Source organism: Sphingobacterium sp. Ag1 (genome assembly GCF_000988325.1).
Classification (GTDB): domain Bacteria; phylum Bacteroidota; class Bacteroidia; order Sphingobacteriales; family Sphingobacteriaceae; genus Sphingobacterium.
On the sequence record NZ_LBGU01000044.1, the window covers coordinates 562,761 to 583,184 of the forward strand.

Below are 20,424 nucleotides of genomic sequence, written 5' to 3' on the forward strand. Positions count from 1 at the left end.
AAAAAACTTAGAAATGAAAAAAGCATTATTATCATTACAGCTCTAATTAAGCTAGACTATTATGAAAAAAATTATAATCAGCATATTATCTCTAATAAGTATTCCTGTAGTCCATGGTCAGGCCTTGGTGGACGATCTTCCCTTGACTTCTTATAGCGGTCAGACAAGTATCCAGGCACTAAAGAGTATTACGTTAAAGGATGGATTTTATATCCCTGTGCAACCAGCTGGAAAAACTGTAACGATCAGTATAGCGGGAGTTCAGAATCTTATCAGCACACCGACAGTAGGCCAAAACTATATTCTGACACGGACTTTTCGGGATACAGTGAAATTGGCTAAGTTGGCCAGCCAACGGACGATCGCGCAGGAGAATCAGACAGTTCAATATTTTGATGGTCTAGGCCGGCCGAGCCAAACGGTTCAGTTGATGGCTAGCCCTACGTTTAAGGATATTGTGCAGCATATTGAATACGACGGGTTCGGGAGAGAGAGCATAAAGTATTTACCTTATGCGGAGAAATCTGGCAACGGCAGTTTCCGGACGGTAGCCAAAACTACACAATCAGACTTTTATAAAGATGGGGTAAGCTGGGACGCCGCTGTAGTAACGACCTCAAGTCCCTATGCCGTGACTGTTTTTGAGAATAGTCCATTGAACCGTGTCTTAGAGCAGGGGGCCCCCGGGGCAGCATGGCAACCATTAGCAACCATGGGCACGGGGCATACGGTAAAAACAAACTACGGAACCAACACTGCTACTGGCCTCGATGTTGTTAAGCTATGGACGGTAACGGCCAATGGCGCCACTGGTACAACGAACTATCCTGCGGGGAAGCTTTATCGGACCACCAGCAGGGATGAAAATGCGGTAAATACGACTGATCGCAGCGGTTCGATGGACGAATATAAAGATTTTGAAGGGCGTGTGGTACTGAAACGGGTTTGGGAGAGCGAAAGCAAAGCGCTAAACACATATTATGTTTACGATGATTTTGGTGCGCTGCGTTATGTTATCCCCTCTGCAGTGACGGGTAACGGTTTTAGCGAGCTTTCCACGGATCCCACTTATGTTGATTTTGACAATTATATTTACGCTTATAAATACGATGGCCGTCGGCGTGTAATAAAGAAGAAGATCCCGGGTCGGGGCTGGGATTATCTCGTCTATAATAAGAACGACCAAGTGGTGTTCACACGTGATCCTGAGCAGCTCAAACGGGAGGAATGGAGTTTTATTAAATACGACGCATTTGGACGGGTGGTTATGACAGGAGTTGAAAAAGGTCATGTCGGAGATAATCATGATTATCTGCAGCAAGCATTAGCAGACTTTACGGGACCGATGTGGGAAGAGCGAGGGACTGTTTTGGAGGGGTATACAAACAATACTATCCCCCAGAACAAAGACAATATGACGGTGCTTCAGGTCAATTATTACGATGACTATACATTTACCGGATCGGCCACACTTCCTGTCAGTGGAGTAACCAAAAGTACCAAGATCATGTCACTGTTAACAGGCACGAAAGTCTATAGGACAGATGGCACCCAGCCCTTACTTACATTGCTGTACTATGATGATTATGGTCGGGTTATCCAGACTGCCTCAAAGAATCATCTTGGAGGAACAGATTATGTGACCAATACATATAATTTTCCTGGGGAGCTAAAAACTAGTACCCGTTTACACACACCTGCGACGGGATCTGCGACAACCATTGTCAGCAGCAATGATTATGACCATGTGGGTCGGTTGATCTCAACAAAGGAGCGGATCGGGTCACAGGCGGAAGTAATCTTGGCTTCCAATAATTATAATGAGATCGGTCAGCTGAAAAGTAAAGCCGTGGGCAAGTCTGGCACGGAGGCTTCATTCGTCAACACCACTACGTATAGCTACAATGAACGGGGCTGGCTTTCAAAAAGTACTTCCCCAAAATTCAGCCAGCAGCTGAAATACCAGGACGGTACAAATCCGCAGTGGAATGGCAATATCAGCCAGCAATTGTGGGGTGAGGATGCCACTTTGCCCAATACCTTTAGCTATCAATATGATCGGCTGAACAGATTGACTAGCGGGAGTAATGGTCAAACAGGCACAGCAAGCATAGCGGAAGTGATTACTTACGATGACCTTGGTATGGGCAATATCAAGACCTTAAAACGCGATGCGCTTGCTGCCACTACCTATACCTATGCGGGGAATAAACTCATGGGCCTGAGCGGTGGCTTATCCGGTAATTATACCTATGATGCTAATGGTAATGCCAAGACTGACCGTATGGGTATGGTTATCACGTACAATTACCTTAACTTACCGCAAACGGCTAATAAAGCAGGGGTGGATGTGGCATTTTTGTATAATGCTGCCGGAGTGAAGTTGCAGAAGCTTTCTAAGATCGGCATTGCATCTAACATAATCACCACGACACGAGACTATGTTGAAGGAATTGAATATAATAATGGTGCTATTGATTTAATACATAATTCGGAGGGCTATGCCTTAAAAAGTGGAACAAATTATATTTATCATTTTAATCTGACAGACCATCTCGGCAATGTACGTGCTACACTGAAACGTGGCAGTAACGCTACAGCGGTTGATGTGGCGCAACGGGATAATTATTATCCCTTTGGCAAACGTAAGATTGTAGCAGGTGGAAATAATAATTATCTTTATAATGGAAAGGAGATACAGGGCGAGCTTGGAGATCAGTATGATTACGGAGCAAGGTTTTATGATGCAGAGATTGGCAGATGGAATGTGCTGGATCCATTAGCTGAACAGTATAGGCTATGGTCTCCTTATAATTATACGGTAAACAATCCTCTAAGTTTTATTGATCCTGATGGAACAAAGGTTGTACACACTAGCATTGGTACCACTTATACAGGTGATGATATTGACGGGATTTACGATATGTTGAAATCTGAACAGGATAATGACGACCTTGAAGTACAGAAAGCAGAAGATGGTAAATATAAGGTGTTTGGTGGCACGAGAAATTCTGACAAAAATATTTATGTAGTTGATAGCAAGGGAAAGCGAACAGGTGAAAAGATTGGACAGATGTTAACAGAATACTCATTCTTTGATGATGATGGAAAGGTAGTTAAGAATACGATGATTGATCTGAATGATACTGGAGATTTCTTCTTTTATCAATATATAAAGAAGGAAGACCCTAATATCCTTTCTTACATGGTAAATGGGACAAGAGGAAAAAAATATGACTTTAAACGATATGGCGGAGTTAGTTATAAGGTGCCAATTACATATCTTTATCGTGGCGTAAGTTTTTTAGGGAAGATTGCTAGTGCTAGAGATGTTGGAAATTACTCGGCAGGGTTTATTGCAGGCAGAAAGGGGATATCTTGGGCAGAGGCCAGATTTGTTATGAATCTCTTGGAAAGTTATCAAAAGATGGGGTTAGCGGCTGAGGGAATGACAACTCAGAGTGCACAATATCTTGGGCATCAATCAGGAATAAGTCTTTTTAGACAAAAAACTTTTATGTATAATAAGTAAAAAATGAGAACAATTATTAAAATCATTGGTATTATTGCTCTGTTACTTCTAGTATTTGATCAGTCTAGGTCTATATATAGGCTTGATGATAGTCATTACATTACCGTTTGGAAAAGATTAGGTAATAAATGTATCATCACACTTGATAAACATTATTCAATTTTCAAGCCATCTAAATATATTGAAACGACCAATGACAATTTTGTAACAATTGTTATTGACAAGCAACTTTTAAATTCTGATTTTGCGCTATATTCGGGTCAAGATAAAACTGTCAATATAGTAGGATATCAAAATATAGTGATATATAAAAATGATAATTATGATGAGTTTCAAAAGCAGTATTATGATAATAACAGCTATAAAAGACACCACTTATATTTTTCTATCGATATCAAAGAAAAATTGATTTCAAAATTTAGTGAAGATTAAATGCTATTATATCAATTTTTCCGATTTGTAATCTATACAGCCCGATCTGATGATTGGGCTGCGTGATTATTAGTTCTTCAGTGCTGATTCTACTATTTTAAATTATTGAAAAGTCTATTGCCTACCTTTGAAGACTTTTCGGTATCTCCCGCATACCGCTTACATACACCTTGTTTTCCTCCGATAGCCCAACTTGCAGCCATACTTTTGTCATACACATAAAAACAAAAGAATATGGCAAATCAATTTTTAATTAAGAACACGATGCAAGAGATGAGAGGTCTTTCTGCAGTTGAAATCGATGGACTAAAAGGAACTAACCCAATTTATGCGGGAGTAAAACTATTAGGCTACTATGAAAAAGGGGATACACCGGCTCCGATTATCTATTATTTAGCGCCAACAACCCCTGACCCCGGAATTGACGACGGCGGGAGTGTCATTGTTACCACAGTCGGGAGTAAACTGGTTCATCATTTCGATATAGTTTTCCCTGAATATTTTGGGGCAAAAGGAGATGGCCTGACAGATGATTCGACTGCTATTATTAATGCAAATCGATATGCCGTAAAAAGCAAATCAACAGTCTTTGAATTTCTTCCAAAAACGTATAGTATAGGGAAATTTTCAACGCCCAATAATGTACTATTTTTGATGATATCTAATCTTACCGTCAAAGGGAATGGGGCGACTTTGAAATTGCAGGATCATGTTTTGGATACTGCGGCGGCAAATGTAAAATTCATTTATGCAGACGGCCCCATTAATAATTTTAAAGTTTTCGATTTGACTTTAGACTTTAATGGAGTCAATAACTTTGTGCCGGGAGCGGTAATGAATTTTTGTATTGCTATTGGATGTTTTTTTAATAGTGACGGAATCACAATTTCGGGAAATACAATTCTAAATAATCCAGCGCGTCAAAGCCTTTTGTTTGGCGATGGAGTTCAGAGTAGGTTTGCAAATAATATTGTTATAACCAACAATGTCTTTAAGAATTTTGGAAATGGGATTAGTGGAAACAATGCTCAAACTGATCACTCTGTCATCTATTTGTGTGGGGAGAATCCGATGGTTACTAACAATAGTTTTATTAATGAAAGGGATTTTATAGCAGAAGGACTGATCCCAACCTCAACAGCGGTCGAATTGCATTCTTCAGCCTCCATAGTGACAGGTAATGTCATAAAGAATTTCAAACAGGCATTTGTCATAGCCGCAATGAATGAAAGCCAAAAAAGTTCTATATATGCAAATAATGTATGTAATACTATCGGTAGGCTGGCAGAAATATGGTCAAGAAATAATAGCGTATTGGACGATATTTTGATTGCAGACAATATTGTCACACAATCCTATTATTTCCCTCTTATTGATGCCTATACGAATACCCTTACTCCAGTTGGTAAGATAGTCATCGAAAATAATATTGTCGAAAATACAAGAGAGCGATCGTCGAGTCTTTCAAATCCCTCCTTTTACGTTAAGAACGTTAAAAATGTTATCATACGAAACAACCAGCTAGAGAAAATTCCAGGTGGCTTGGGTTTGTTTAATGGTAGTTCGGATATTGATATCACCGTTGATATTTCTAATAACTCCTTTACAGATTGTGGCAATACCGATCATACTGCCGCTTATATGTCACATCGTGGGTTTCTTTTCAATTTGGGTAAATTTAAAGAGGTGCGTTTCAATGGTAACAGTTTCTATAAAACCGAAATCAATAAGAGTTATATCGACTATATGTTTCAATCCGATTCCGCTGTTGATGTCTTACATGTAACAGAAAATATATCTCGGAATATCAATGACATTCAAGTCCACTCGACAGCAGAATATGGCGAAATTGTGATTAAACATGCTGGGAGTTTAGATCCGAGAAATATTCATCTTAGGGCATCATTTGGAAGTACTATATCGGATATTTCCTCTAATGTCAAATGGGAGAAAAAAGGAGGAAACCAGAGTTGGAACGGTTGGCGAAAAATTACGTATGCGGACAATATGCCTACAAATGGAAATTATGTTGCCGGAGATCTGTTGTATAATAATTCAGTTACAGCTCCAAATTCTGAGTTAGGATGGATCTGTATAACCAGTGGTACTCCAGGCGTATGGAAAGCCATTTAGCTCTGTTGCGTTCACAAAGATATCCTCTTTACTAGGTGATTTTTCTTCGAATCCTAAGCTTCCCTCTGTAGAACTGAGGGAAGCATTTTTGCTTCATGGTTTTTCATGCCGCTTCAAGCTTCCTCACAGACTTTTCGGTATTTCACATGTGCCGCTTACAAAGCACTAGTTTCCCTCTACTGTGTACAAAAACACTATAAAACCCGTTTTTCAAGAATAATGATATCTCCATCATTACTCATCTTCTGAAAACCCAATTTTTCAGCAAATTTCAGTGCTTTAAGATTCGTCATTTCAGTCTTTGCTACCAAAACATTTACCTGGTACTTTTCTTTTGCCAATGCTATCAACAACTCAAAGGCTGCAGACATTATTCCTTTTCCCCAATATTTGGGCAGCAGAGAACCACCAATCTCAATTTTCTTTTCTTCCTGATTCCAGTGGTGCAAGGCGCAGTCACCAATAATTATATGCTTATTTTCCACAGTTCGTATACTGTAGAGTTCCTCACAAAGAGATAAAATATGTTCTGTAAACTGTACCGGATTCGTATGCTCCTCATTGGTTGTCTGGTCCTGAATGGTCGATTCATCTTCAAAGTACAATCGGTAAAATGACTCAGAATCTTTTACAGACATTTCTTTCAATATGATATCTATACGGTCTCCGGCCGATTTCATGACCTCCATAAATTATAAATTTTATGTTTATTTATCAATAACTGCTGATCATTGACAGATCAATAGTTACTTGCAGCATATTGGTTCAAAGTTAATAATTTAGAAAAATAGTATTAACTTATCCTATGTGGGCTTGAATAGAAGACTGAGTGATGAATTACAACAAGAATTTTTCAGTTCTGATAACTATTTTATAAAGATGATATTAAGAGTTACACTGTTGATGTTTATAGTCGCCTTTTATGTTTCTGGGGTAAATGGACAGACAAAAGGGATGTTTTCTAAAGGTACGAAAATCGTAATGCCCAATATTCAGGGGTATTTTGAGGAATGTGGGGTAAGCGGGACTATAGCTATTTATGATAATAGAAATGACATCTGGTTTGTATCCGATACATCGGATTCCAAGATTGAAAGTGTACCTGCATCTACGTTTAAGGTTATCAATATGCTCATCGCGTTAGAGACAAATACAGTCAAAGATGAAAATGCTGTGGTGAAATGGCCGGGATCAACAGATACCATTAAATATGGCTATCGTCCAGATATCTACAGAGATATTTCAGTAAAAGAAGCTTTTCAGGTATCTGCAGGCTGGGCTTTTATTGAGCTTGCAAAGAAAATAGGCAGATCTACCTACAAAAAGTTTTTAGGAGAATCCGGCTATGGAAATGTCGATCTCAGAGAAAAAGGAGAAGATTTTTGGAATTTTGGAGCAATGGGTATTTCTCCTGTCAATCAGGTTGAATTTTTGAAACGATTATATGATGGGAATTTGCCTTTTTCTGAACGAAATATGAATATTGTCAAGAAGGTAATGATTACAGAGAAAGAAAAAGATTTTCTAATACGGTCAAAAACTGGATGGACAAAGGAACATAATACGAACATAGGGTGGTGGGTAGGATACCTTGAATCTGGTCAAAATGTGTATTTCTTCGCCACACGACTTATACAGGACCGTAAATTCAATAGATCAGATTTTTCCAGCTGTAGGAAGGAAATTACCAAAAAGGTATTTCGAGATCTTAAAATAATGCAATAAATTATAGTGTGATTGAAAGGGGTATTTTACGCGTCTTAATCCAATGTTGTATGATTCTTTGAACAAGTTGACAAAAGTTCAATCTTAAACAATATCCCAGTAATTATTGCGGCGATCGAATAATATATCGCCGACTCTATTGATTGCACTGTTAGTCCAACTGTCATTGTAATTCCAGCCAGTGTAATTAGTATTAAAGTCATTTTGATCCAATTGACATTGAGTGTATTGTTCTTAAACCAGCAGAATGCCAATATATAACATGCCAGTGTAGGAATGGAATAAAGCGAGCTATACCAAAACCAAAGTATCAAAAAGAGCATCGTCGTACCAATACCAGAAGAATTTAACGGGTTAGATCCTGGAGATATAGTCAAAAGTGTAGTACCCAATAGGAGAGTACCTATCCAGTGCTTAAAGATATAAGACCATTTTAGGCTATGTAACATAATTGGTGTTGTTAGATCGAAAAGTAAAAAAAAGCGTCAAGTTTTTGGTAGTTATTAAAACTTCTCAAATCAACGGGCTTACGGTTAATTATGCAAGCTTTTTCACTAGGCTTTTTATTATTTGGTCAAATATGCTCTACGAAAGTAATAATTTATCCTTAAAAAATGCGCTATAGATTTTAGATGATGACTTTTACAAATGCCCCATGCGGTAGTTAGTCGTCAGTTTCAATTACATCGTCATCAAACCATTCATCATCCAGATACTTGTAAAGGTCATTTAAGTCCGCTACATCCTGACTTGTTTGAAAACAAGGGTGAAACCAAGCACAAAAATTCTCTTGGTCTTTTTCCTTATACCTGAAGTGTGTGAACTTTTCGCTCAAATTTTTCATGACATTCATTTGGCGCGAATGCCACAAATGCTGTTCCGGAATGAAAATTATGAATAGCCGTCAACTTTTGAACAACATTTGTAAGAAAATTAACAGCACTAAATCCAGAGAATCTTAAAAGTTTTGAATCAGATCGAGTCGCATACTTCCAAGCAGACTTTTCGGTATCTCCCCCGTACCGCTTGCATAACTCTTGTTTTCCTCAGATAGCCTCCGTAGCAACCATACTTTTGTCTATATCATTTAAATCAAAGAAATATGGCAAATCAATTTTTAATTAAAAACAGAATGCAGGACATGAAGGCACTGGATCCGACTGAAATCGCTGCACTCGAAACCGGAACCTATTCAGGAGTTGAACTATTAGGCTATCACGAAAAAGGAGATACACCTGCGCCAATCATCTACTACTATGTTAATCCATTAACAGAACCTGATCCTGGACCAGAAGATGGCGGGAGTGTGATTACCTTAAATGGAGGGGGAAAACTGATTCATAAATTCGGGTATAATGTAGACGTTGCCTATTTTGGTGTGAAAGGAGATGGAGTGACAGATGATACAAATGCATTAAAAAATGCGCTGTCTTTTATCGAATCCCGTGCAGGCAAAAATACTGATCTTGTTAAAGTAAAAGGAGGAAAATTAATTTCCCATAGCAGTAAAGGAGTTTTTATAACAGATACTATTGAAACAAACAAATTATTAGATATTGACTTTGATCTATTGGTGTACAAAGGTCCAAGAAATAGAACAGCAATATTACTTAATGGATTATACAACTGTTCCATTAGAATCTCTGTTCTAGCGGAACTACCAGCTGTATTATCAGATGACAACTTCAAAGGAGTTGTTGTTAAAAATGGCTTAAGAAATAATATTGTCTTAGATAAGATAAGTGGATTTACAACAAATTTTGAACTTCTAGCACACGATTATGGTTGTGCATGGAACGATATTTATATGAAAGAAAATCAGGCGTCACTCAATCATATCTCCTTACGAAACTTAGGAGCGTCAGGATGGGTAAATGCTAATTCTTTTCATAATGCGGAATGCAGTAATGGGAATTCTGGAGATATTATCCAGCAATCTGTATTGAAAGAGCGTTGTTACGTCAATATAGAAGGCGACGGGTTATATAAGCCCAATACTTTAAATTTTTTCAATTGTAGATTTGAGGGGGGAAGCAATACAAATCAATGGAATGGGCATAATAGCTATGTTATTGTAGCCAATATACCATTTCATAATATCACATTTAAAGATGCGAGGGTTGAAAATGTAAATAATACTGTTTTTGGTAAATTACATTTTGACTGCACAAATTTCAAATTTGAAGCTTCAACAATCGGTTTAGATCAGGATTTTTGGAATCAAGATAACCAAGTATTCCCTCTGCGAGAACCGCGGAAATTCAGACATTTTTATACTAGCCCAGATTTTAAAACCCATACCAAATTTATTAGTTCAAATGGGACAAATCGACTACGATGTAGTTATTTTGATGGTTTTTATTTTGGTAATGGTTTAAATGCACATCACTCTGGAGAAGGTGTCTTTGGTATTACTCTTAAGATTTCTAATTCACCAGTATTGCGGGTGAAAGCATTGCAACGAGTTTCATTTGTATTGTTGGATTCTGCCAAGAACATTATATCAGATGAATTATTACTTGAAAAACAAAATCTATGGATTAAAAATTCGATAGATCAAGGAGCAAGTTATACCAATATTGCAACCGCTGGAAACAATAAATTTATTACCACACCGAACGATAAGGCATGGGATCTGCAGATAAAAATTATTCCAGAAGCAGCATTTATCATGTTCTGCACAAAATCTCTGGAAGGAAATATGATTGTCGATGTCTTTGAGAAAGACTGGAACCAAGTCGAGCTCAGTTATATTAAGGAAGGGGGGCGAATCAATTCTGATGCGATTCAGATTGCTGAAGCAGTAGACAATCCCAACATTCTTAACACCGACTATAAAATTGGAGAAAAATATTATAACGTCAATTCAGGAATCCTCTATACAATCATTGGATTAGCTCCGTTAAAATACTCCACAAATAATATTTTACCATCTGCGACGGCAACTGTAAAAGGATTGGTAAATCAATCACTCAGTTCAGCTGACTCTGGTGTTCCTCCGTCAACAGTATATAATCAATCGGAGGTTAGCAGCATATTGGTTGAACTTCGTGACTTAAAATCTAAGTTAAGAGCTGCGGGAATACTGGCAACATAACTAGATTTAAATTACAAACTAGTAAGATTTAGACAATCTTTTCAAAGAAATGAACAAGTGTAATTCCAAATAGTCTTACGAACTTTGATTTAGATCGAAGCCCAAAGCTGGTTAACATGTAACCAAAGCGGACATATAGCCGACATTGCCTCCCTTAGCTGTTAAAAGGGAGGCTTTTTTACTTACATTGTCTATTTCATGGCAAAGGTTATGATTATCGAGGTAAAAATCTCCCTTAACCAGCCTAGTGCATTATAGACTTTTCGGTATCTCCAACATACCGCCGACATCGCCCTTGTATTTCTAAGATTACATCCTAATCCCATATACCTTCGCTATACACATTTAAATCAAAACAAGATGGCAAATCAATTTTTAATTAAAAACAGAATGCAGGACATGAAGGCACTGGATCCGACTGAAATCGCTGCACTCGAAACCGGAACCTATACAGGAGTTGAGCTATTAGGCTATCACGAAAAAGGGGATACACCTGCGCCAATAGTTTACCATTATATAGACCTTCAAAATAGCCCCGACCCTGGGCCGGAGGACGATGGAAGTGTGGTTACCCTTAGTCTTGGAGGAAAGCTGGTGCACAATTTTGGGGGTGAAGTAGATGCAAAGTATTTTGGTGCAAAGGGCGACTCCATAAAAGATGACACCTTAGCCATTCAAACTGCCATCAGTTATCTAGCACAGAAATTTAACGGAGGCACATGTTATCTATCTCCATCTTTTAGAGCAGGAGGACGCTATATTTTTTCCAAGATCCTGGTGGAAACCAATATCGTTTTTAAGGGGACAGGTGGTGTTTTAAAACTGAAAGACCACTGTCTGGTCGATAGCGAGGGGACTTACTATTTAATCCACAATAGTGGACATAAAAATGTAACGTATGATGGTCTCATAATCGAAGGTAACTCTTCGACAAATACATTATTTAAGGTTGCCGATATCATAACCTGTACAGGGAAGAATACCGTGGTGAAAAATTGCCGGATCACTGATGCGCCGGATTCCGGTATCATGTTTTCGTCGGCACCATCAGCACGGTGTGAGGGCAATATTGTGGAAGGAGCAAGAGACTTGTGTATATATATCAATGGAGCCAACTCTACAGATAAAACTTATATCGCCAATAGTATTGTTTCGAATAATATTCTTTCTCAGGGTGCCTTGGGCGGAATAGGTATTAAGCGAGGTAGTGGATACCTTACTGTAACCAATAATACGATTGATAATTGTGGTAACGGTATCTCCGTTGAAGACAGCGGGAATGAGGTGTTTCCCGAAAAGCTTTTGATCACGCAGAATGTGATGAGGCAAATAGGGCAAAATTATATTGGAAGCATTGCGGCGCTTTCGGGTATCTATATCGCCCAACTTATCAATGGGGTTATTTGCAATAACATGGTTTACGATTGTGCGGGATATGGAATCTACGCCCGAAATATAGAACAGGTTTCTATTGATGAAAACATCATTTCGGGTAATAAAACCTCAAGCGCCAATCCTTCATTTGGTAGGTCAGGCATCGTATTGGATGGACGTGATAAGGGAATAAGACATGCTAGTATCTCTAATAACACGATAACAGACTTTGCCGACCGCTCGCTAACTGCTACAGGTCTGAAGCATACACAAGTTAATTACAATAAGTGTATCGGCAACCCTGACATATATGTTGATAGCGTTTTTGGACACCAAGGAATTGTCATCGCTAATGAAGCTAATTCACCGAGTAGCCACAATGAGGTGATCGGGAATACGGTTGTCAACTATAAGTCCAATGGTTTGCACTTAAATGGATTGAGTTATTCGGTTGTAAAGGACAATATCATTGATGTGTCAGGTCAGTCACAGGCCTATGCATTGCGGGTAGGTGCTAATGCGATCAACAACATCATCAGCTCAAATACACTTGATGCATCCGATTCCGCTCATCAATTGAATTTTACAGCTGGTACCAGTAGCAATTTGCTCAAGGATAACCTGATGGCCAAAGAAACGGGAATTGCAAGGTATATGCGTCGAAATGCAGTCTTACAGACACCTGTCGGAACATTGACCCCGAGGTACGAAGGAGAAGTTGTTTTGACTACTGTCGGTGGTCTCAAATACTGGATGAGTACAGGGATGTTATCTAACGAATGGCTACAAATTTCTACCGGCAATGCTTCGTTGACGACAAAAGGGATAGTGAACCTCGCTGCCGCGATTTCGACTATAACTCAAGCGGACCTGACTAGTACCACTGCTTCCGATGTAGCTGGGTTGAGTACTTGGATCAATAGCAATCTGGTTCCTTTGGTCAATGCGATCAAAGCTTCACAAAATGATGAATTGAGCAATCAGCGTACTGCGGGGCAGCAAGCTGTTTAGTCTATGTCCAAATGTTATTTGATTACTAGCTCAAAATACTCTTTTTGATAACATGGTCGATTCAGAAGCAAAAGAGGAGCAAAGTCATCGCGGGCTACTGTTGCTCAAAAGTTGGCAAAGACTTTTGAACAACAGTTTCAAAGAATTGAACAAGTGTTATCCCAAATAATCTTACGAACTTTGATTTATATCGAAGCCCAAAGCTGGTTAACAATTAGCCAAAGTAGGCATCTAGCCAAAATAGCCTCCCTTGACGGTTAACAAGGGGAGGCTTTTTAAATAAAACATAACAATGTTAACAGTATGTGCGAATTCAAAGAACACATAGAAATTTTAAGAGAGACCTCCGGCACCCGTTTTGAAGCCTGGCGTGTACTCGTTGATCCTAAAGAAAAGTTATATCCAGTATTTTGGAAATGGGATGAGGGTAAGTTTGAGAATAGGGAATTCGCCATTCGAACGATGAAACGTCGGTACCCAGCTTTGGAAATTAGGTTTTCGAGATCTTGACGGTTTGATTATGTAGAAATGATTTTCTATTTTGCTTCGGTATGAATGAGGATCTGCAAACTTATCTCCACGCTTTTGCCCGAATAAATAGGGGCAGTACCAAGTATGGGTTGGCTCCACATAAGCCGATCTTGCTTTTAACCTTGGTCGAACTGATCGACAAAGGTATCGTGCTCAACAATCGCTTTGAAGTTAATGTGGACCTTGTTGGACTTTTTCAGGAGAACTGGCGCTTGCTAGTGCGGACGGCACATCAGTCCGATTTTACGCAGCCCTTTTATTACTTGCAGTCCGACAAGGCAGCAGGGCAAAGCTTTTGGTGTTTATATCCGAATCCTGGCTTTCAGATCAATGCACATATCAAAGGTGTAAAGACGCTTTCTGAAGTCGTGGTCTACGGCTCATTCGATAATAAGCTCGCTGCTTTGCTCAGTGATCCATTAAATCGGGCTGTTGTTCGGGATCAGCTACTTTCTGCTTACTTCCCCGAACAACGACAGGCCTATTATGAACATAAGCAGCTCAATGACGGCTTTTACCATGAGATGCAGTCTTTGGTGCTCAATGAGCCCGAGACTCAGTATAAACATATTTCTACTCAGACCGAGGAAGATGTGTTCGTCAGATCGGGGTTGTTCAAACGCTATATTCCGCAGCTTTATCAGGATACCTGTGCCATGACAGGAATGCGGATGCGATCTATTTTTAAATACAACTTTATCGATGCATGTCATATCGTTCCTTTTGCGGTGACGCATGACGACAAGGTTACCAATGGCATAGCACTATGCCCAAACCTGCATCGTGCATTTGATAGGGGACTGGTTGGCGTGAGTGAAGATTATACCATTATGGTTTCCGCTCATATCGACGAACTGGTCGATCATCCATATAGTTTGTCGAAATTAAATGGCAAATCTATTTTGCTTCCTCAGGTAAACAGGTATTATCCATCGCAGGAAAACTTAGCTTGGCATCGGGATAATGTATTTAAAGTATGATGCGTTTATTTCCAAAGTTTCCTAGTTTCTAAAAATAAATCTATTTGATTCAGTATTTTAGGAAGGTTTTTAAGAATGTCCTGCGTCCAGAACCTGAATACAACATAGTCCATATCCCGTAGGGCTTTATTGACTCGTATATCTTTTTGCATGTTGCGTTCTATCTTAGGGATCCAGAAAAGGCGGTTGGACTTAATACGCTCTTTGTTGTTTTTCCAGTCGAACCCATGCCAGAATTCACCGTCTACGAAAATCGCAAGTTTATATTTTTTTATGACGATATCTGGAGTTCCCGGTAGGGATTTGTCATGAAGGCGGAAACGGATATTTTTTGACCATAGTGCCTTTCGAAGGGCGAGTTCAGGTTTAGAATTACGACTTCTGATTTTGGACATGTTATAGCTACGCTTGGAAGTGGTATAGAACCCTGCAGCTTCCTCAAAGAGAGGGACATGAATTCTATCATTTTCATCATTGTAGTTGGCCATTTTGCTAAATTAAGTATAATAGATGGCATTTTTCCTAATTTAGCTATATTCAGAGGTAGTAATACTTTTATTAAAAGGATAGGAATAACTAGATGATTGCTATAGTGTTTAGTTTTTAAGTGTGGGCCAAAGATTATCTCATAATTGTATCGTGGGTCTTTTTCCACAGCATTAATTAAGTTTAAGATTAATCGATGAATTTTTTTGTGTTTGAAAAATAGATTGTTAATAAAAAATACTAATTTTTCTGGTAAAGTGATTTGCACTTATGAATATGATTCCATAAGTTTGGCATATATTGTCAACATGATGGAAAGAAGCTTCGGTACTATTATAAAAGATGCAAGGATAGACAAGTCTATAACACTATCTGATCTAGCAAAATCTATAGCAGTGGATATTACTACTTTGTCCAAAGTGGAAAGCGGAAAACGGAATTTTGATCCTAAGAAGCTACCCGAACTTTGTAAAGAGCTTGGCCTTGACCTTCAGCATATGGAGATTGAGCTTAAAGGCGATAGAATAATGAAAACACTTTTTGAAGATGAAGAGGTTATGTCACTCGTCAAAGAACGTTTGGAAGAATATCAATCAAATAAAAAGAAAAAGGTAAATAAAAGTTCCCGCCTTGTTCCTGAATTGGAACTTTTTGACGAGGTGCTGGACTGGCGTCTGCGTGAATTTTCAAATCCAAATTCAACCGTCAGGATAGGCACATTATTCAGTGGTATAGGAGCTATTGAATATGCCTTTCATCGATTGGGCTTGAAGCATGAAATTGTTTTTGCTGGGGATATCGATCAGCACGTTAAGCAGAGCTATTATGCCAATTACGAAATAGCAGAAAGTGCATGGCACAATGATGTCACTACTTTTAAAGCAGATAAGTATAAAGGGAAAATAGATCTACTGGTAGGAGGTAGTCCATGTCAGGCATTTTCCATGGTGGGTAAGAGGTTGGGACTGGAAGATATCCGTGGTACACTGTTTTACGATTATGCCCGTATTGTACAGGAAACACAGCCTAAAGTCTTTATTTATGAGAATGTCAAGGGACTTACTAATCATGACGGTGGCCGTACCTGGGAAGTAGTCAAGAATGTCTTTAATGATCTTGGTTATAAAATACATTCAAAGATCCTTAATAGTAGAGATTTTGGTATTCCACAGAATAGAGAACGTATTTTTGTGATAGGTTTTAAGGATCACGATGTGGATTTTACTTTCCCACGACCTATACAACTGGAACGCACTATGCAGGACTTCTTGGAGGATTACACCGATTCCAAATATTACCTGAAGCAAAAAGGTGTTAAATTTGTGACCAGCACAAAAAATAGAGATAAACGTTATACCCAGATCAATGGCGAGGTAATGCTCTGCCAAAAGGCAAACCAGCAATTTAATTGGCACGGCGATTTTGTTTATGAACCGGCTACGATAGATTCAGCGGTATTGGGCGGAGATTTTGATGAATTTATATTTGATGTTAACCAGGTTGAAGAGAAATATTACCTTTCAGATAAGGTAAGAGATTATGTATTGGCTGGAGGAACAAAGAATTTCAAGACGAGTACCAAAACTGACCTTGAAGTTGCCCGTCCATTATTACAGTCTATGCACAAAATGCATAGGGCAGGAGTGGATAATTACGTTACTCATAATAAAGGTCGGATTCGCAAATTGACACCCAAAGAATGCCTTCGATTAATGGGATTTACAGATGATTTTAAACGTGTGGTGAGTGATACCCAATTATACCGTCAGGCGGGGAATAGTATCGTTGTGGATGTTATGATCGCATTGTTGAAACAAATGGATATTACCAAATATGGAAAGTAAGAAAGATCTAGAATACCAAAAAATTAAGGTCGGTGATATAGAATATTATATAGTTGATTCTATTCAGGATTTTAGGGCCGAAGATAGCTTTATCCATAGATCTAACAAATTGGCTCAATTTGATGGAAATGGTGAGGCCAAGAAACATGTGGGCACGTATAAAGGGGAAAAAGGACAGCTGATATCAAATTTTTTTGGATATTATGATTGGGGAAAGGAATATAAAGATCCGGATAAGAAGCGCAAAACCGAAGAAGCAGCGAAATATGCCGGAACGATTATTTCCAACATGGGATGTTTTTTTAGTAAATCAAATTTATTAAAGTATCTGGAAGATGCAAAAGAAGAGTATTTTGCGCAGGAGCAGCTCTATCACTTTGACATTAGCCAATTTTATTATGATAGGTTAAATTATATAAAAAGCCTTCCAGAAGAATATCTTTTTTTTACAATATATGATGCCTCTGATAATATTAGTCAGAAGCAAAATAGAGGATATATCCGGTCAGACAATAAAATATGGAGTATTTGGAGAGAGCTGATCTTACCAAAGATAAGCTATCTGTCTATCTTAAAATTGGTTCCCACTGATAGTCTTAATGCTGAACCAATTTTTTATTTTCGTGTCTTGTTGGATTATCAGTTTAGATCATTTGTACATCCTAATACAATTGAAATTCCTTTTGAAGCAGAAGTAATTGCACCAGGGGCAGTAGAAGAAGTGAAGCGGCTTTATCGTCTTGGTCAAGAAAAATATAGAAAGGAAGTATTGGACTATATGCCTCAATGTCCATTTTCTAAAATTACAGATGAGCGGCTTTTGATAGCAAGTCATATAAAGCCTTACAATATTTGTAAAAAAGAAAATAGGGATGATCAGGCTTTGCATCATCTCAATGGACTGTCTTTGTCTCCTACCTATGATAGACTATTCGATCAAGGGTATATCACTTTTAGCGATAACGGTGAACTTATATGCGGTACTCAGCTGAGTGCTATTACATGGGAAAGACTGAGTATCAATCCCAATGCTAAAAATAAAATGCGCATTTTTCCTGAGGGCAGAGAAGAATACCTTGACTACCACCGGAAGCATGTTTTCCTAGATGACGTAGACAACATAGTTTGATTTACTCTATGAAAATCTCACTTCTGTGAAAGTCTAAAAATTCTTCCCGTCCTAATAAAGGAAAAGAATCATATATTGTTCCGGCTACTATGTTTAATCGTTGTCTATTTTGTTCTGAAATAGAATTTGATATAATTAATTCCTTGGCATTAGTAAAGCTTATCATGCCTTTATCAAAAAGTTTGTCATATGTCGGTGTTAATAGTATACCGTTTTTATGACTTATACGCTCTTCGTTATTAGCAGTTCTCCATGGTTTGATGTGACTAGCGATGAGAAGATTGGTGTCATCTACTCCGGTGATAGGACAATATCCGCAATCTATTATTAAATTTCTTCTGAAAATACCTTGGCCTATTCTTGCTGAGATAATTTGCTTTTTTTCTGTTTCTGACAGATTGGGCATTTCTTTAATTTGCGTCAAAACAAGTGTGTCTAGCTTTATCTCAACCGTTTCGTCAGGGTTCGTTAAGCCTCCTTCCTTATTTAATGGGAGAGGGAATAAATCAAAGAAGTACTCTCGATCATCCCTATCTCTTAAAATATCAACATCTATATATTCGGCTAATTCATCGTAAGTTTTGCCCTCTTTCAATTGGACCATCCCATCTAAAATAATTAAGATTGGAGAATAGTAATTTATTGAATTTCTAAGAATATCCTCATTACCTATTTTTATATTAAAAATATCTGTGGTAGTATCTATCCAGTTAACCGGCCTATTGTTTGCTAATAATCTTCTACTCAATTCACTATGGATAGAAATGGGGGGTAAATTATCGAAATTTCTTGTATAGGGGTTAGGCACAGAGTAGTGTATTATCCAATTTTCTAGATAGTCAAATACTTCATTTTCGTTGGGATTATATTTGAATTTAGGAAAATAACGACCATTACTTTCATGATACAATCCTAACTGGCAAGCTAGTTGATAAGGAGTTGTATAGAATTTAGCATTATGAGGAAAATTAGCTATTACAAAATCGCGAGCGTTTTGTTGTGGTAACTCATTCTTAGGAAGTACATTTATTAGCTCAATAACGTTTCTTATAAAAGGATTTCTCCATCTGCAAATTGGGTCCGCCATATTTTGGGATTATTAAGTGTTAATTTCTTTTAGTTGTTTTAAGATCTTGTTTTTTATCAACGTAAATGGTTATATTGAAAAATTAACTTGTGCGCTCGTAAGTTTTTGCATTTTCTTTCCCGTAATTTAATTGTTGCTGTAAAACTATCTATCTGAATTTTTATTTTAAGTTTAGGTATATAGACGCACAGAGATTAAACATATTACTTTGCTATTTCAGCCTATGAATCTTTTTTATCACCGTCTTCTTTAAATCTTTCCTTGACCTCATCATAAGTCTCTGAGGTTTCATTTTCCCAAGTTGTTTCAGTTAATAATAATCTGACATCAATTCTTAATAACCTCGCAATAGAGTTCAATTCCTCAACAGAAGGTTGCCTCTTATTATTTACCCACTTTGAAATAGTTTCTTCTGATTTACCGAAATATTTAGCGATGATTCTATTCTGGATTTTGTATTTTTTAAAAACTTCCTTTAATCTATTTAATCCCATATGATGAATATTTTTTTAAATAAGTTTGGCGTTTAACGTCAAACTTTGTATATTTGAATTAGTTAAATTATTACGACAACTTTGAAATGCTCGCGTTTCAAAAAACGATTGTCACTCGTGAACGAAAGCCGCCAAAATTCCACATGAGTAGACACGGAGTTCGTATTCTATTGAGTTTTTGTATATTCGTACATAATTCAGTAGAGCGAACTTCTTGTAAGACTTTGTGGAGCTTAAGTTTCGACTTAAGTAGGTTGCTTGGCGGCACCACGTTCAAAGCGTTGAAGTTCGCTCTATTGGTTTTAATCCAAATTTCACCTTCCCGAACTTCTCCGAGTGTAATCGTTTTAATATATAACCAAAATGGATTATGAAAAAACGATTCAAAGACCACCAAAAACGCCAGGCTTACCTCAAGCAGGTTAGCATTCAGTTTTCCAATTCAATTCTAATAAGCAAGATTATTCGTGGGCCTGAATAATCGGTTAAAAAATATAAAACCAAAATAGGGGCAGCGGCATCCGCAAAATAGTTCATGCCGAACAGGTAAGCACTAGAAAGGCCCTTAG

At 38.0% G+C, this 20,424-nt stretch carries 15 protein-coding genes; 9 read left to right on the forward strand and 6 right to left on the reverse strand.

Annotation, left to right across the window (positions count from 1 at the left end):
* Window positions 1–61 precede the first annotated feature (61 nt).
* The 3 genes from AAW12_RS23150 to AAW12_RS23160 all read left to right on the forward strand — a co-directional run bounded on the left by AAW12_RS23150 (window position 62) and on the right by AAW12_RS23160 (window position 6,097).
* Complete coding sequence (locus AAW12_RS23150; RefSeq protein ID WP_046676015.1) at window positions 62–3,532, forward strand: DUF6443 domain-containing protein; 3,471 nt, start codon at window positions 62–64, stop codon at window positions 3,530–3,532.
* 3 nt (window positions 3,533–3,535) lie between these two features.
* The gene (locus AAW12_RS25850) at window positions 3,536–3,964 is read left to right on the forward strand and encodes a hypothetical protein (RefSeq protein ID WP_053003948.1); all 429 of its coding nucleotides are present in this window, start codon (window positions 3,536–3,538) and stop codon (window positions 3,962–3,964) included.
* 234 nt (window positions 3,965–4,198) lie between these two features.
* Window positions 4,199–6,097 carry a hypothetical protein gene (locus AAW12_RS23160; RefSeq protein WP_046676016.1) on the forward strand — a complete coding sequence of 633 codons (1,899 nt, stop codon included), beginning with the start codon at window positions 4,199–4,201 and terminating at the stop codon, window positions 6,095–6,097.
* 194 nt (window positions 6,098–6,291) lie between these two features.
* Here the strand turns inward: AAW12_RS23160 and AAW12_RS23165 are convergent, their stop codons facing one another.
* On the reverse strand, window positions 6,292–6,786 hold the full coding sequence (locus tag AAW12_RS23165; RefSeq protein WP_046676017.1) for a GNAT family N-acetyltransferase: 495 nt from the start codon (window positions 6,784–6,786) through the stop codon (window positions 6,292–6,294).
* A 190-nt stretch (window positions 6,787–6,976) separates the two neighbouring features.
* Between AAW12_RS23165 and AAW12_RS23170 the strand changes: the two genes are divergently transcribed.
* Window positions 6,977–7,822, forward strand: a complete 846-nt coding sequence (locus AAW12_RS23170) for a penicillin-binding transpeptidase domain-containing protein (protein WP_084823300.1) — start codon at window positions 6,977–6,979, stop codon at window positions 7,820–7,822.
* 35 nt (window positions 7,823–7,857) lie between these two features.
* Here the strand turns inward: AAW12_RS23170 and AAW12_RS23175 are convergent, their stop codons facing one another.
* Both AAW12_RS23175 and AAW12_RS23180 read right to left on the reverse strand, forming a co-directional pair.
* Window positions 7,858–8,271, reverse strand: coding sequence for a hypothetical protein (locus AAW12_RS23175; protein WP_046676018.1), 414 nt, complete (start codon window positions 8,269–8,271; stop codon window positions 7,858–7,860).
* Between the two features lie 215 nt (window positions 8,272–8,486).
* On the reverse strand, window positions 8,487–8,666 hold the full coding sequence (locus tag AAW12_RS23180) for a hypothetical protein (RefSeq protein ID WP_156167745.1): 180 nt from the start codon (window positions 8,664–8,666) through the stop codon (window positions 8,487–8,489).
* Between the two features lie 258 nt (window positions 8,667–8,924).
* Between AAW12_RS23180 and AAW12_RS23185 the strand changes: the two genes are divergently transcribed.
* From AAW12_RS23185 to AAW12_RS23200, 3 genes are all read left to right on the forward strand, one after another.
* Window positions 8,925–10,919 carry a hypothetical protein gene (locus AAW12_RS23185; RefSeq protein ID WP_046676020.1) on the forward strand — a complete coding sequence of 665 codons (1,995 nt, stop codon included), beginning with the start codon at window positions 8,925–8,927 and terminating at the stop codon, window positions 10,917–10,919.
* Between the two features lie 360 nt (window positions 10,920–11,279).
* The gene (locus AAW12_RS23190; protein ID WP_046676021.1) at window positions 11,280–13,304 is read left to right on the forward strand and encodes a right-handed parallel beta-helix repeat-containing protein; all 2,025 of its coding nucleotides are present in this window, start codon (window positions 11,280–11,282) and stop codon (window positions 13,302–13,304) included.
* Window positions 13,305–13,855: 551 nt separating this feature from the next.
* Window positions 13,856–14,815, forward strand: a complete 960-nt coding sequence (locus AAW12_RS23200; RefSeq protein WP_046676023.1) for an HNH endonuclease — start codon at window positions 13,856–13,858, stop codon at window positions 14,813–14,815.
* Between the two features lie 5 nt (window positions 14,816–14,820).
* Here AAW12_RS23200 and AAW12_RS23205 read toward each other — a convergent pair whose 3' ends face one another.
* Window positions 14,821–15,303: a very short patch repair endonuclease gene (locus AAW12_RS23205; RefSeq protein WP_046676024.1), complete on the reverse strand. Its 483-nt coding sequence runs from the start codon at window positions 15,301–15,303 to the stop codon at window positions 14,821–14,823.
* A 306-nt stretch (window positions 15,304–15,609) separates the two neighbouring features.
* Here AAW12_RS23205 and dcm point away from each other — a divergent pair, with 306 nt between their 5' ends.
* Entirely contained in the window at window positions 15,610–17,145 is a 1,536-nt protein-coding gene (dcm, locus tag AAW12_RS23210) for a DNA (cytosine-5-)-methyltransferase (protein WP_084823301.1), read from the forward strand.
* Entirely contained in the window at window positions 17,135–18,274 is a 1,140-nt protein-coding gene (locus tag AAW12_RS23215; RefSeq protein WP_046676025.1) for an HNH endonuclease, read from the forward strand. The genes dcm and AAW12_RS23215 overlap by 11 nt, the downstream gene beginning before the upstream one ends.
* A gap of 1 nt (window position 18,275) precedes the next feature.
* On the opposite strand, the gene AAW12_RS25855 is transcribed toward AAW12_RS23215, so the two are convergent.
* Both AAW12_RS25855 and AAW12_RS23225 read right to left on the reverse strand, forming a co-directional pair.
* A complete protein-coding gene (locus AAW12_RS25855) occupies window positions 18,276–19,361 on the reverse strand; it encodes an HNH endonuclease (RefSeq protein ID WP_053003949.1) in 1,086 nt (361 codons plus the stop codon).
* Window positions 19,362–19,582: 221 nt separating this feature from the next.
* Entirely contained in the window at window positions 19,583–19,855 is a 273-nt protein-coding gene (locus AAW12_RS23225) for a helix-turn-helix domain-containing protein (RefSeq protein WP_084823302.1), read from the reverse strand.
* Window positions 19,856–20,424: the final 569 nt, after the last annotated feature.

Coding starts and splice junctions, on each gene's coding strand:
- AAW12_RS23150 (WP_046676015.1), top strand. CDS start 62: ATGAAAAAAATTATAATCAGCATATTATCTCTAATAAGTATTCCTGTA.
- AAW12_RS25850 (WP_053003948.1), top strand. CDS start 3,536: ATGAGAACAATTATTAAAATCATTGGTATTATTGCTCTGTTACTTCTA.
- AAW12_RS23160 (WP_046676016.1), top strand. CDS start 4,199: ATGGCAAATCAATTTTTAATTAAGAACACGATGCAAGAGATGAGAGGT.
- AAW12_RS23165 (WP_046676017.1), bottom strand. CDS start 6,786: ATGGAGGTCATGAAATCGGCCGGAGACCGTATAGATATCATATTGAAA.
- AAW12_RS23170 (WP_084823300.1), top strand. CDS start 6,977: ATGATATTAAGAGTTACACTGTTGATGTTTATAGTCGCCTTTTATGTT.
- AAW12_RS23175 (WP_046676018.1), bottom strand. CDS start 8,271: ATGTTACATAGCCTAAAATGGTCTTATATCTTTAAGCACTGGATAGGT.
- AAW12_RS23180 (WP_156167745.1), bottom strand. CDS start 8,666: ATGAAAAATTTGAGCGAAAAGTTCACACACTTCAGGTATAAGGAAAAA.
- AAW12_RS23185 (WP_046676020.1), top strand. CDS start 8,925: ATGGCAAATCAATTTTTAATTAAAAACAGAATGCAGGACATGAAGGCA.
- AAW12_RS23190 (WP_046676021.1), top strand. CDS start 11,280: ATGGCAAATCAATTTTTAATTAAAAACAGAATGCAGGACATGAAGGCA.
- AAW12_RS23200 (WP_046676023.1), top strand. CDS start 13,856: ATGAATGAGGATCTGCAAACTTATCTCCACGCTTTTGCCCGAATAAAT.
- AAW12_RS23205 (WP_046676024.1), bottom strand. CDS start 15,303: ATGGCCAACTACAATGATGAAAATGATAGAATTCATGTCCCTCTCTTT.
- dcm (WP_084823301.1), top strand. CDS start 15,610: ATGATGGAAAGAAGCTTCGGTACTATTATAAAAGATGCAAGGATAGAC.
- AAW12_RS23215 (WP_046676025.1), top strand. CDS start 17,135: ATGGAAAGTAAGAAAGATCTAGAATACCAAAAAATTAAGGTCGGTGAT.
- AAW12_RS25855 (WP_053003949.1), bottom strand. CDS start 19,361: ATGGCGGACCCAATTTGCAGATGGAGAAATCCTTTTATAAGAAACGTT.
- AAW12_RS23225 (WP_084823302.1), bottom strand. CDS start 19,855: ATGGGATTAAATAGATTAAAGGAAGTTTTTAAAAAATACAAAATCCAG.